This is a genomic window from Amycolatopsis sp. ATCC 39116, assembly GCF_000231075.2.
In the GTDB taxonomy this organism is placed as follows: Bacteria; Actinomycetota; Actinomycetes; order Mycobacteriales; family Pseudonocardiaceae; genus Amycolatopsis_E; species Amycolatopsis_E tucumanensis.
This window is the reverse complement of record NZ_AFWY03000012.1, coordinates 1-12,223: the sequence shown is the minus strand read 5'-3', so window position 1 is coordinate 12,223 and position 12,223 is coordinate 1. Positions and strand designations below refer to the sequence as shown.

Sequence of the window (12,223 nt, the reverse complement as noted above, 5' to 3'; positions counted from 1 at the left end):
CGAAGATCCTTTCGATTCGGGCCGCCTCGCCGAGCGCGGCCGTCGTTGCCAGCGAATACGAAGGTGCGATGAAACACTCACGCAAACTCGCCGGGCTGACCACTGCCGGCGCCCTCGCCGTGTCCACGCTGCTGTTCGCCCCGGAAGCCGCCGCCATCGACCACGAGGTCTTCACCGCCGACGGCGACCCGGGCGGCGTCGCCTGGTTCACCGAGCACGGTGACTACGTCTACGCCTGCGACAGGGAAGCGGACGGCTGGGCCGTCGGCCTCGACGTGTACTGGAACGGCGGCTCCTACACGCTCAGCGCGGGCGGCAGCGGGAACTGCGACCTCGCGGACGCCAGCGAACCCGGGCACAACCTGCCGGAGAACGCCTACATCAACTTCCGCGTCTACCTGCACAAGTCCGGCACGCCCTACGCCTACCAGCGCACCGCGCAGTGGTACAACGACAACTGACGCGCTCGCCGGCTCTCCGGGGCCGCGAGCGGTAGCGCCGCTCGCGGCCCACTCCGTCACTCCTCGTATCCGCTGTGCCGCCGGTCGTCCGGTGGGACAATGCAGGGATCCGGAGGGTCGCATGGGCGAGGAAGTCGGGCAGCACACCTTCACGAGGGCCGACCGCACGAGGTACCGGGCCCGGTTGCGGCGCTGCCTGGAGGCGTTCGCGCGGATGCTGCGGGAGTCGCACTTCGAGTTCGAGCGGCCGATGACTGGGCTGGAGATCGAGCTCAACCTGGTCGACGAGCGCGGCGAGCCGACGATGTGCAACGCCAGGACGCTGGAGGCCATCGCCGACCCGGACTTCCAGACCGAGCTGGGCCAGTGGAACCTCGAGATCAACGTCTCGCCTCGCCGGCTCAACGGCGACGGCGCGAAGACGTTCGAGGACGACGTGCGCGCCAGCCTGAACTCCGCCGAGGCGAACGCCAACCGCATCGGCGCGCACCTGATCATGGTCGGCATCCTGCCCACCCTGCGGCAGGACCACCTGACCGGCGCGTCGCTGTCGCTGAACCCGCGGTACGAGCTGCTCAACGACCAGATCCTGGCCGAGCGGGGCGAGGACCTGCACATCGCCATCGACGGCGTCGAACGCCTGCGGGCCACGTGCGACACGATCGTGCCCGAGGCGGCGTGCACGAGCACCCAGTTCCACCTGCAGGTGAGTCCCGCGCAGTTCCCCGCCTACTGGAACGCCGCGCAGGCGATCGCCGGGGTGCAGGTCGCGGTCGGCGCGAACTCGCCGTTCCTGCTGGGCAAGCACCTGTGGGCCGAGACGCGCATTGCCCTGTTCGAGCAGGCCACCGACACCCGCCGCGAGGAGCTGAAGGCACAGGGCGTGCGGCCGCGCGTGTGGTTCGGCGAGCGGTGGATCACCTCGATCTTCGACCTGTTCGAGGAGAACGCCCGGTACTTCTCCGCGCTGCTGCCGATCTGCTCCGAGGAGGACCCGTTCGAGGTGCTCGACCGGGGCGACACGCCGTCGCTGCAGGAGTTGCGGCTGCACAACGGCACGATCTACCGCTGGAACCGGCCGATCTACGCGGTCACCCGCGACCGGGCGCACCTCCGGGTGGAGAACCGGGTCCTGCCCGCCGGTCCCACGGTCATCGACACGATGGCCAACGGCGCGTTCTACTTCGGACTCGTCCGCACCCTGGCCGAGGACGAGCGTCCGATTTGGACCCGGATGTCGTTCAGCGCGGCGGAGGAGAACTTCCACGCCTGCGCGCGCAACGGCATCGACGCCTCGATCTACTGGCCGGGGCTGGGCACCGTCCCGGTCGCGGAACTGGTCCTGCGACGGCTGCTGCCGATGGCCGACGAGGGGCTGCGCAAGTGGGACGTCGACGCCGCCGAACGCGACCGGCTGCTGGGCGTGATCGAGCAGCGCTGCCTGACCGGCACGACCGGCGCGAGCTGGCAGCAACGACGTTTCCACCGCCTGTTCGACACGACGGGCCTCGACAGGTTCGACACGCTGCGCACCCTGGTCGGCGAGTACCGGGAGCACATGCACACCAACGAGCCGGTACACAGCTGGCCGGATTGAGAGTCTTGGCGCCACTGACCTGCGCCGAGGGTGGATCGAACACCGCGCCGCGGCGTCCAACGCTCAGTCACCGCCCTCGAACGCGACATCCGCGACTGGATCCAGCAATGGAACACCACCCCAGGCCCTGCGTCTGGACCCGCACCGCCGACCAGATCCTCACTCCCTCGCCGCCTACTGCCGACGAACTAACCACTCAGGACACTAGCCACGATCAGGTGCCTCCAACAGCCGGAGTCGTTGCACGACTGCTTGCACTCCGTGGAGGAGGTCTTCGTCCGTCAGGTCGCCAGGGTCGCGCAGCGCGGGATCGATCACGTAGTCCTCGAGCAGGAAGAACACCTCCGCGAGCAGGCGTTCGAACGGCTCGTCGAGCAGCTGCTCCTGGCGCGGTCTCCGACGGCGCGCGGTCAGCCAGGCTCGCGCGAAATCGGGCGCCGCGATCGAGCCTTCCGCGAACGATTCCATCAGCCGCACTTGCTCGGCGAGCGCGGAGCCAGGCTCCACCTCACTCGGCGACGCCAGCACCGGCCGGGCGGGCGGTAGTCGCGTCGCCACTTCGAGCAGCTCCGGATACACCTCCGCCAGCCGCCGGGCGTCTCGGCGGAAACGCGCACGTGAGCGGTCGACGCCCCACGGCACTGCGGCGGCGAGGAACTCCGCGGTACCCGCCAGGAGGGAGTACCGCGCGTCCGTGATGAGCAAGGCCCCGTCCCGGTTGGGCACAGCGAGCAGGACCTCACCACGCACACCGAGAGGATCTACGTCGCCGAGCACCCGCGGGCGCTCATCGCCGAGGGGAAAGACGAACACCGATGCCGCACCGACCGCACGCGCGCCGTCCCGGAACCTCTCCAGCACCTGGTCGTCGGCGCCGAACGGAGTCGCGAAGGGCACGATCGCCTTGGAGTGGAGCCACGCCGCGCTGAACCAGCGGCCATCGGCGGTCAGCAGCCGGCCGGCCTCCGGCGATTGGGCCACGGCTCAGGCACCAGACCCCAGCGCGCGGCGGGCCTCCGCCTCGCAGTCGGCGAACGTCGCCGTTGCCAGGGTGGCTCCGACCGGGCGAATGGCGGCCGCGGTCATCGACAGGCTCGTCATCCCGAGGCCGGTCAGCACGCGGGCCAGGCGCGGGTCCGCCGCCGCCTCCCCGCACACCCCGGCCGGTTTTCCGGCATCCCGCGCCGCCTCGCCGACCAGGGCCAACAGCCGGAGCAACGCCGGCTGCCACGGGTCGTTCAACGCGGCCACCGCGCCGAGCTGGCGGTCGGCGGCGAACGTGTACTGCGCGAGGTCGTTGGTGCCCACCGACACGAAATCCGCCACCTCCAGGATCTCCCGCGCGGCCAGCGCCGCCGCGGGCACCTCGATCATCACCCCGGCCCGCGCGATCCCGGCGGCCCGCGCCCGCTCCGCGAACCACGCCGCCTCCGCGGCCGTCGCCACCATCGGCGCCATCACCGACACTTCCGCACCCGACTCGGCGGCCGCGGCGGCGATCGCTTCGAGCTGGCGGTCCAGCACCTCCGGCCGGGCGAACGCGACCCGCACGCCCCGCACCCCCAGCGCGGGGTTCGGTTCGGGCTCCGGGGCCAGGAACGCCAGCGGCTTGTCCGCCCCCGCGTCCAGCGTCCGCACCACCACCGGCTTCCCGGCGAACGGCGCGAGCACTGCCGCATACGCCGCACGCTGCTCGGTCACCGAAGGCTCGGACGGCGCGTCCAGGTAGCAGAACTCCGTGCGGAACAAGCCGATCCCCTCGGCGCCCGCTTCCGCGGCAGCGCGCGCGTCCGCCACCGAACCGACGTTGCCGAGGATCCGGACCCGGCGCCCGTCCGCCGTCGCGCCCACGCCGTTCCACTCCACCGCCGCCCGTCGGTCCGCGACCACCACCGGCCCGTGCGGATCGGCCGGCTCGACGACGCCGGTGTCGCCGTCGACGAGGAGCGCCTCGGCCCCGCACTCCAGCAAGCCGCGCACCGCGACGACGGCGGGAATCCCGAGCGCCCGCGCCAGGATCGCGGTGTGGCTGGTCGGCCCGCCCTGCTCGGTCACCAGCGCCAGCACCTTCGCCGGGTCGAGCCCGGCGGTGTCGGCGGGCGCGAGATCGCGGGCGACCAGCACGCTCGGCGACGCCAGCGCCGGCACCCCGGGCGGCTCGACGCCGAGCAGTTCGGCCACGATGCGGTCCCGCACGTCCTGGATGTCCCGCACGCGCTCGGCGAGGTACCCGCCGGCGGCGGCCAGCGAGCGGGCGAACCCGTCCGCGGCCTCGTGCACCGCGCGCGGCGCGGGCACGCCTTCGACGGTGACCAGCCGCTCGGCCTCGGCGACCAGCCCGGGGTCGTTCGCCATCGCCGCCGTGGTGAACAGGATGTCCGCCGCCTCGCCCTCCGCGCTGCCAGCGAGCTCCTCCAGCCGCCGTGCGACGGCCGCCGCGGCGGGCGCGATCCGCGCCGCGTCGGCCGCGGGATCGGCGGGCGCCGGGGTGCGCGGGGGTTCGCCCAGCGGCTCGGCGACCCGCACCACCGGACCACTCGCGCGTCCCGGGCTCACCGCGACCCCGGACAACCTCGTTCCCAGCATGCGCAACACCTTTCAGTCGAGCAGGGCACCGGCCAGCGACTGGTCGCAGATCAGGACGTCGAGGACACCGGTGCGCAGCGCGCCCAGCGTGCCGCGCGCCTTCTCCGCCCCGGCCGCGACACCCGCCACCGTGGGGATGCCGGCCAGGTCGGCGAACGTCGTGCTGATCACCCGGTCGTCGACCGGCCCCGGCACCGGGCGCCCGTCGGCGTCGAAGAACCGCGCGCAGAAGTCCCCCACCGGGTGGTGGCCCTCGAACTCCGCGCGTTCCTCCGGCGTCAGCTCCATCGCCGTGAGCAGGGCCGCCGAGGACCCGACCCCGACGCTGCCGATGCCGACGACCGCCACGTGCACCTTGCGCGCCCGGTCCAGAGCGTCCCGGATGGACGGTTCGGCGAGCAGGATGTCCCGACCTGCCCGGGAAGTCAGCAACGCGGGTGCGTGCAGCAGCTGGAACCGGCCGCCGAGTCGCGCGGCCAGGTCGCGGACCAGCTCCTCGCCGCTGATCGCCGATTCCACCGACGACAGGCCGCCGACGAGCGGCAGCACCTCGACGTCGAGCGCGCTCTCCTCGGGCACGTGCTGCACGACCGCCTGCAGGCTGCGGCCCCACGACACCCCGACCCGCTGTCCGGAGTGGACGTTCTCCAGCAGCCACCGCGCGCCGAGCTCACCGACGCGCGGCAGCGGCCGCTCCCCCGCGGCGTTCTCCGCGACCCGGCAGTCCCGCAACCCGAACCGCGCCGCCAGCTCGCCTTCGGTGTCCAGGTCCCGCCCGGCGGGGTCGTTGATGCGGATCTGCACGATGCCGCGCTCCCGCGCCGCGGTCAGCATCCGGGACACGCTGGAGCGACTCACGCCCAGTGTCTCGGCGATCTGGTGCTGCGACCGGCCTTCCTCGTAGTACAGCCGCGCCGCCTTGACGAGCAGCTGTTGTTCGCGGGGCGGCGGCATCAGGCGTCCGCGGTGGACACCAGCCGGGACAGCTCGGCGAGCGTCGCGTCGGCGTCGTCCCCTTCGGCGCTGATCACGACCTCCTCGCCGTGCCCGATCGCCAGGCTCAGCACCGAAAGCATGCTGCGGGCGTCGACGGGTTCGGCGCCCGGCCGCGCGATGGAGACCGGTCCGCCGTGCCGGGCCGCGGCCTTGACGAACTGGCTCGCGGGCCGGGCGTGCAGGCCGACCGGCGAGGCGATCCGGACTTTGATCTCAGGCATGTCGCTCCTTCGCGTCGGGGGTTGTGACCCGCTGGACCGGCATGTTACACACATCACTGTCAAACGTGAAGAAGCTTTGCACTTATGTGCAGACGCGTTTGGCTCAGGGGGCCGACAAGGAGGAAAATATGGAGGAGCTTGCTGTAATGGCGCAGCAGGCGGACACCGGGTCCAGTTCCGGTCCCCTCGGTGTCCTCGAGTGGCTCGGCAGCCACTTCATCGGGCTGTTCAACGCCTCCGGCGAGCAGTTCGTGAGCCTGGTGACCGGCATTCTGCCCACCCTGATCGTCCTGCTGACCGCGATGTACGCGATCACCACGTTCATCGGCGAGCAGCGGGTCACCAGAGCCGTCCGGTGGTCGGCGCGGTGGTGGATCACCCGCTACACGATCATGCCGGTGCTGGCCGTGCTCATGCTGACCAACCCGATGGCCTACTCGTTCGGCCGGTTCCTGCCGGAGCGGCACAAGCCGGCGTTCTACGACTCCGCGGTGTCGTTCGTGCACCCGGTGACGACGTTCTTCCCCTACGCCAACGCCGGCGAGCTGTTCGTCTGGCTGGGCGTGGCCAACGGCGTGGCCCAGCTCGGGCAGTCGACGGTGCCGCTGGCGCTGCGGTACTTCCTGGTCGGCATCGTGGTGATCTTCATCCGCGGCGTGGTCACCGAGCGGATCACCGCGTTCATGATCAAGCGGACCGGGCGGACCGAGGTGTTCGCGGACTTCGACCGGCAGTTCGAGGCGGCCAAGGCGGGTGCGAAATGACCGAGACCCACACCACCCGCGCGGTGTTCGTCCGCCCCGGCGAAGGCGGCTGGGGCAAGGGCCTGCTGCTGCGGGTCGACGGCAAGCGCGACAAGGTCCTGTCCGTGACCGGCGGCGGCGTCCACCCGGTGGCGGCGCGGATCGCGGAGCTCACCGGCGCCGAGGCGGTGGACGGGTTCCACACGTCCGTGCCGGACGACGAGGTGGTCGCCGCGGTGATCAACTGCGGTGGCACCGCCCGCATCGGCGTGTACCCGCGCAAGGGACTGCCCACTGTGGACGTCTACCCCGGCGCGCCGGGCGGTCCGCTGGCGAAGTTCATCACCGAGGAGCTGTTCGTCTCCGCCGTCGGCGTCAAGGAGGTGACCGAGGCGGACGGCGAGACGGGCACCGCGCCGCCGAAGGTGCCGCCGCGGGAAGAACGCCCGTCGGCCCGGGACGTCGCGGCGACGGTCACCGGCGGGCAGTCGACGGGGTTCGGGCGCGCTTTCGACTCGGTGTCCGGGGTGTTCGTGAAGTTCGGCTCGGGCGTCGGCTCGTTCGTGAACACGATGCTGGCGTCGGGCAGGCAGACGGTCGAGCTGACGCTCACCACGATCCTGCCGTTCATGGCCTACGTCAGCCTGCTGCTGGGCATCGTGAACTACACCGGGATCGCCCGCGGGATCGCGAACGTGCTGTCCCCGATCGCGAGCAACCCGCTCGGGCTGGTCGTGATCTCGCTCGTGGTGTCGCTGCCGTTCCTGTCCCCCATCCTCGGGCCCGGCGCGGCGATCGCGCAGGTGGTCGGCACGCTGATGGGCAGCCAGATCGCGATCGGCGCGCTGCCCGTGCAGTACGCCCTGCCGACGTTGTTCGCCATCAACGGGCAGGTGGGCTGCGACTTCATCCCGGTCGGCCTCGCGCTCGGCGAGGCGAAACCCGAGACCGTCGCGGTCGGCACCCCTGCGGTGCTGATCAGCCGGTTGATCACGGCGCCGCTGGCGGTCATCATCGCCTGGGGCGCGAGCTTCGGACTGTGAGGTGTCGACGATGACGGTGTACTACGAGAGCACGATCCTGCGGGCCGGCGAGGAGGCGCAGGACATGGTGGACGGCGGCGTGGTGATCCTCTACGCCGATCCGATCCCGGACGCGCTGGAAAGCGTCAGCGTCGTGCATTCCCCCGCCGCGAAGCCGGAACGGGAGGTGCGCGTCGGCGACATCTTCCGGCTCGGCGACGCGGAGGTCGAACTGACCGCGGTCGGCGAGCGCGCCCACGAGAACCTGCAGACGCTGGGGCACATCGTGGTCTACCTCAACCCGGACGAGGGCACCACGCTGCTGCCCGGCGCGGTGCACGGCAAGGGGACGGTGTCGCTGCCCGCCGCCGGGGCGACGCTGACGCTCAGCGGCGGGAGCACGACGTGACCTGGCAGGCCGCCGCGATCCTGGTCGCCGGGTTCGCGGTGGCGGGTTTCTTCAGCTACCAACAGCACATGCGGTACGCCCGGGTGGTCAACCAGGTCGCGGCGGAGGAGAACCGCGGCGGCGTGCTGCTGGTGACCGGGCGGGCCAAGGGCAAGCTGCGCGGCGCGGTGGTGCTGCTGGTGGTCGACCGGCGGCGGAACGCGGTGACCAGGGCACTGGCCATGGAGGGCGCGTCGGTGTTCGCCCGGTTCCGGGAACGCCCGGAGCTGGCCGGGCCACTCGGCACGCTCACCGAACGGGCGCCGTCGAAGGCCGTGGCCAAGGCCGCCGCCGACGCGCTGACGATGGTGTCCCGGCTGACCGCGGGACAACGCGCGGCCGCCTGAATTCCGGCGCGGAAAGGGCCGGCTCCCATTGTGGGAGCCGGCCCTTTTTCATTCTCCCTCGTGCACAAATGTGCAAACAACGCGAAGGGTTGTGCTGGTTATTGCCAGCGTGGTACCAAGAAATCACTGAAGTGCACATGAAGTGCACATTTGTGCAGACGGGGAAGGTGTCGAGATGAGCTACGCCGATCGGCTGCGAGCCCGCGAACGCGAACTGGGCCGCCCGGTCCGCATCGGACTGGTGGGCGCCGGCCAGATGGGGCTGGGTTTCGTCGTGCAGGCCGCCCGGATCGACGGCATGGAGGTCGCCGCGATCGCCGACATCGCCCCGGAGCGCGGGGTGCGGGCCTTCGAGCGGGCCGGGCGCGCGGACGTCCGCACCGGCGGGGACCTGGCGGCCGCGGTGGAACTGGGACAGGCGGTCGTGGTGGACGACGCGCTGGCGCTGACCCGCCTGCCGGTCGACGTGATCGTGGACGCCAGCGGTGTACCCGAGGTCGGCGCCCGGGTCGCGTTCGCCGGGCTGCTGGCGGGCAAGGACATCGCGCTGCTCAACGTGGAATGCGACGTCACGGTCGGCTTGCTGCTGTCGAAGATGGCCGCCGGACTCGGCCGCGTCTACACCGTGTGCCGCGGCGACGAACCCGTGGAGTGCAAGGCGCTCGTCGACTACGCCCGCGACATCGGCTTCACCGTCGTGTGCGCCGGGAAGGGCAAGAACAACCCGCTCGACCCGGCCGCCACGCCGGATGCGGTCGCGGCGGAGGCCGCCGCGAAGGGCATGAACCCGCACATGCTCGCCAGCTTCGTGGACGGCTCCAAGACCATGATCGAGATGGCCGCCCTCGCCAACGGCGTGGACCTGAAGGTGAGCCGCCGCGGCATGACCGGCCCGTACTCCACTGTGGACGATCTGAACCGGATCTTCCGCCCCGAGTCCGACGGCGGGCAGCTGCCGGAAGCCGGCGTGGTCGACTACTGCACCGGGCCGGTCGCGCCGGGCGTGTTCGTCGTCGGCCACAGCGACGACCCGGTGGTGGTGGAGGAAATGGCTTACCTGGGCATGGGGCCCGGCCCGTACTACACCTTCTACCGGCCCTACCACCTGGCGAGCGTGGAAGCGCCGCTGTCCGTCGCGCAGGCGGTGCTCGACCGCACCCCGAGCCTCGCGCCCGTCGCGTGGAACGCGGAGGTGCTGGCGGTGGCGAAGCGGGACCTGGCGAAGGGCGAACTGGTCGACGGCATCGGCGGCGAGACCGTCTACGGCGTCACCGACTCCGCCCAGGCCGCCCGCGCGGGCGGTCACGTGCCGCTCGGCCTGGTCAGCGGCGCCCGCGTGCTGCGCGACGTGCCCGCCGGCACGGTGCTGACCGCCGCGGACGTCGCCGTCGACGAGACCACCACGATCGCGTCCCTGCGGCGCCTGCAGGACCGGCTCCTGCAGGGCGAGCCGGTGCGGGACCTGGTTCCGGCGTGAGGGGGACGACCATGGATCTGATCGGCGACGCCGGGCCGGCCCGCGAGGCGCTGGTCACCATGTGGACGATCCGGCGCTTCGAAGAAGCGGTGGACGACCTGTTCGCGCGCGGGCTCATGCACGGCACCATGCACCTGTCGATCGGGCAGGAGGCGGTGCCGGTCGGCGCCTGCCTGGCACTGTCCGAAGGGGACTACATCACCTCCACCCACCGCGGCCACGGGCACTGCATCGCCAAGGGCGCGCGGCTGGACGAGATGATGGCCGAGCTGCTGGCGAAGGAGACCGGGTACTGCCGCGGCCGGGGCGGGTCGATGCACATCGCCGACGTGGCGACCGGCAACCTCGGCGCGAACGGCATCGTCGCCGGCGGGGTGCCGATCGCGGCGGGCGCCGGGCTGGCGGTGCGGATGCGTGGCGGGCAGGAGGTCGTGGTCAGCTTCTTCGGCGACGGCGCGGTCAACGAGGGCGCCTGGCACGAGGGCGTCAACCTGGCCGCGATCTGGGACCTGCCGGTGGTGTTCGTGTGCGAGAACAACCACTACGGGATGTCGATGTCGGTGAGCCGCGCGTTCCGGGTCAAGCAGCTGTCCGAACGGGCCGCCGCCTACGGCATCCCCGGGGTGACCGTGGACGGCAACGACCCGCAGGCCGTGCACGACGCGGTCGCCGACGCGGTGGCGCGGGCCCGCGCGGGCGAGGGCCCGACGCTGGTCGAGGCGATCACCTACCGCTGGAAGGGCCACTCCAAGAGCGACAAGAACCTCTACCGCACCCGCGAAGAGATCGAGCAGTGGCGCGATCGCGACCCGATCGCCCGGTTCGAGCAACGGGTCGCGAACACGCTGGGAGACCAGGAAATCCAGGCCTGCCGGGACGAAGCCCGCGAGCGGGTGCGGGCGGCGATCCGCGCCGCCAACGCCGCGCCGGACGCCTCGGCGGACTCGCTGACCGAGGCGGTGTACGCGAAATGACCGCGGTGGCGGAACAGACCCGCACCCTGACCTACGCCGAGGCCGTGCGGGAGGCGCTGGCCCAGGCGATGACGGCCGACGAACGGGTGTTCCTGCTCGGGGAGGACGTCGGCACCTACGGCGGCGCCTTCGGCGTCACCGGCGATCTCGTGCACCGCTTCGGCGAGGAGCGGATCCGGGACACCCCGATCAGCGAGCTCGGCATCGTGGGTGCGGCGGTGGGAGCCGCGCTCGCCGGGATGCGGCCGGTGGTGGAGATCCAGTTCTCCGACTTCACCGCGCAGGCCATGGACCAGATCGTCAACCAGGCCGCGAAGATCCACTTCATGCTCGGCGGCGCGGCGACCGTGCCGATGGTGCTGCGCGCGCCCACCGGGTCCGGCACCGGCGCCGCCGCGCAGCACTCGCAGAGCCTGGAGGCGTGGTTCGCGCACGTGCCCGGGCTGAAGGTGGTCATGCCGGCCACCCCGGCGGACGCGAAAACCCTGCTGCTGGCGGCGATCGACGATCCGAACCCGGTGATCGTGCTGGAGCACAAGCTGCTCTACAAGCAGAGCGGTCCCGTGCCGGAGGCGGCCACGCCCGCCCGGCTCGGCGAGGCAGCCGTGCGCCGGACCGGGGCGGACCTGACGATCGTGGCCACCGGGGTGATGGTGTCGCGTGCGCTGGAGGCGGCGGAGCAGCTGGCCGCGGACGGGGTCGAAGTGTCGGTGATCGACCCGCGCACGCTCAAACCGCTCGACGCGCAGCCGATCGTGGACGACGTGATCCGCACCGGGCGCGCGCTGCTGGTGCAGGAGGCGCCGAAGACCGCCGGGTTCATGGCCGAGATCGCCGCGACCATCGGCGAGTCCCCCGCGTTCGGGCACCTGCGCGCGCCGATCGCCCGGCTCTGCGGGCTCGACGTGCCGATCCCGTACGCGCCGCAACTGGAGCGCGCGGCGGTGCCGCAGGTCGAGGACATCGTGCGGGCGGCCGCGGACCTGGTGCGGAGGTGGTGATGCCGGAAGCGCCGCTGGTCATGCCGAAGATGTCCATGACCATGACCGAGGGCACGCTGGTGGCCTGGCACAAGTCCGAGGGGGACGAGGTCCGCGCGGGCGAGGTCGTGTGCGAGGTGGCCACCGACAAGGTCGACATGGAGGTCGAGGCGCCCGCCGACGGCACCCTCGCCCGGATCGTCGCGCAGCCGGACGACGTGGTGGCCGTCGGCGAGCCGATCGCCTACCTGGCCACCGCGGCCGAGGACCTGCTGGCGGGCCTGTTCGACGGTCCCGCACGGGAGCCTGCGTCGCAGCCGGAACCCGAGCCCGTGCCCGCGGCGCCGGGGCGGATCGCGGCCGAATCCGAA

General features: G+C 71.9%; 14 protein-coding genes. 10 read left to right on the top strand and 4 right to left on the bottom strand.

Annotated elements, in window-relative coordinates:
- Positions 1 to 68 precede the first annotated feature (68 nt).
- Both AMY39116_RS0315760 and AMY39116_RS0315755 read left to right on the top strand, forming a co-directional pair.
- Complete coding sequence (locus AMY39116_RS0315760; RefSeq protein ID WP_020418598.1) at positions 69 to 461, top strand: hypothetical protein; 393 nt, start codon at positions 69 to 71, stop codon at positions 459 to 461.
- Positions 462 to 582: 121 nt separating this feature from the next.
- Positions 583 to 2,058, top strand: a complete 1,476-nt coding sequence (locus AMY39116_RS0315755) for a glutamate--cysteine ligase (RefSeq protein ID WP_020418597.1) — start codon at positions 583 to 585, stop codon at positions 2,056 to 2,058.
- 204 nt (positions 2,059 to 2,262) lie between these two features.
- On the opposite strand, the gene AMY39116_RS42905 is transcribed toward AMY39116_RS0315755, so the two are convergent.
- From AMY39116_RS42905 to AMY39116_RS0315735, 4 genes are read right to left on the bottom strand one after another with little or no spacing between them, the layout of a single operon-like run.
- Positions 2,263 to 3,039 (bottom strand): colicin immunity domain-containing protein, encoded by a 777-nt coding sequence (locus AMY39116_RS42905; RefSeq protein WP_020418596.1) that lies wholly within the window; start codon positions 3,037 to 3,039, stop codon positions 2,263 to 2,265.
- Positions 3,040 to 3,042: 3 nt separating this feature from the next.
- Positions 3,043 to 4,644 (bottom strand): putative PEP-binding protein, encoded by a 1,602-nt coding sequence (locus tag AMY39116_RS0315745; RefSeq protein ID WP_027935954.1) that lies wholly within the window; start codon positions 4,642 to 4,644, stop codon positions 3,043 to 3,045.
- Between the two features lie 12 nt (positions 4,645 to 4,656).
- Positions 4,657 to 5,598, bottom strand: coding sequence for a sugar-binding transcriptional regulator (locus AMY39116_RS0315740; RefSeq protein WP_020418594.1), 942 nt, complete (start codon positions 5,596 to 5,598; stop codon positions 4,657 to 4,659).
- Positions 5,598 to 5,861, bottom strand: coding sequence for an HPr family phosphocarrier protein (locus AMY39116_RS0315735; RefSeq protein WP_020418593.1), 264 nt, complete (start codon positions 5,859 to 5,861; stop codon positions 5,598 to 5,600). The genes AMY39116_RS0315740 and AMY39116_RS0315735 overlap by 1 nt, the downstream gene beginning before the upstream one ends.
- A 128-nt stretch (positions 5,862 to 5,989) precedes the next feature.
- On the opposite strand from AMY39116_RS0315735, the gene AMY39116_RS0315730 reads away from it, so the two are divergent.
- The 8 genes from AMY39116_RS0315730 to AMY39116_RS42900 all read left to right on the top strand — a co-directional run.
- Positions 5,990 to 6,625, top strand: coding sequence for a PTS glucitol/sorbitol transporter subunit IIC (locus AMY39116_RS0315730; RefSeq protein WP_223843126.1), 636 nt, complete (start codon positions 5,990 to 5,992; stop codon positions 6,623 to 6,625).
- Positions 6,622 to 7,647, top strand: coding sequence for a PTS glucitol/sorbitol transporter subunit IIB (locus AMY39116_RS0315725; RefSeq protein WP_020418592.1), 1,026 nt, complete (start codon positions 6,622 to 6,624; stop codon positions 7,645 to 7,647). The genes AMY39116_RS0315730 and AMY39116_RS0315725 overlap by 4 nt, the downstream gene beginning before the upstream one ends.
- A 10-nt stretch (positions 7,648 to 7,657) precedes the next feature.
- Positions 7,658 to 8,035: a PTS glucitol/sorbitol transporter subunit IIA gene (locus AMY39116_RS0315720; protein WP_020418591.1), complete on the top strand. Its 378-nt coding sequence runs from the start codon at positions 7,658 to 7,660 to the stop codon at positions 8,033 to 8,035.
- Positions 8,032 to 8,421, top strand: a complete 390-nt coding sequence (locus tag AMY39116_RS0315715; protein ID WP_020418590.1) for a transcriptional regulator GutM — start codon at positions 8,032 to 8,034, stop codon at positions 8,419 to 8,421. The genes AMY39116_RS0315720 and AMY39116_RS0315715 overlap by 4 nt, the downstream gene beginning before the upstream one ends.
- A gap of 175 nt (positions 8,422 to 8,596) precedes the next feature.
- The gene (locus AMY39116_RS0315710) at positions 8,597 to 9,898 is read left to right on the top strand and encodes an NAD(P)H-dependent oxidoreductase (RefSeq protein WP_020418589.1); all 1,302 of its coding nucleotides are present in this window, start codon (positions 8,597 to 8,599) and stop codon (positions 9,896 to 9,898) included.
- A gap of 11 nt (positions 9,899 to 9,909) precedes the next feature.
- Complete coding sequence (locus AMY39116_RS0315705; RefSeq protein ID WP_020418588.1) at positions 9,910 to 10,872, top strand: thiamine pyrophosphate-dependent dehydrogenase E1 component subunit alpha; 963 nt, start codon at positions 9,910 to 9,912, stop codon at positions 10,870 to 10,872.
- Positions 10,869 to 11,873, top strand: coding sequence for an alpha-ketoacid dehydrogenase subunit beta (locus tag AMY39116_RS0315700; RefSeq protein ID WP_020418587.1), 1,005 nt, complete (start codon positions 10,869 to 10,871; stop codon positions 11,871 to 11,873). Before AMY39116_RS0315705 ends, AMY39116_RS0315700 begins: the two co-directional genes overlap by 4 nt.
- The coding region (locus AMY39116_RS42900; protein ID WP_039791545.1) for a lipoyl domain-containing protein at positions 11,873 to 12,223 on the top strand (351 nt) is incomplete at its 3' end. The genes AMY39116_RS0315700 and AMY39116_RS42900, both read left to right, overlap by 1 nt.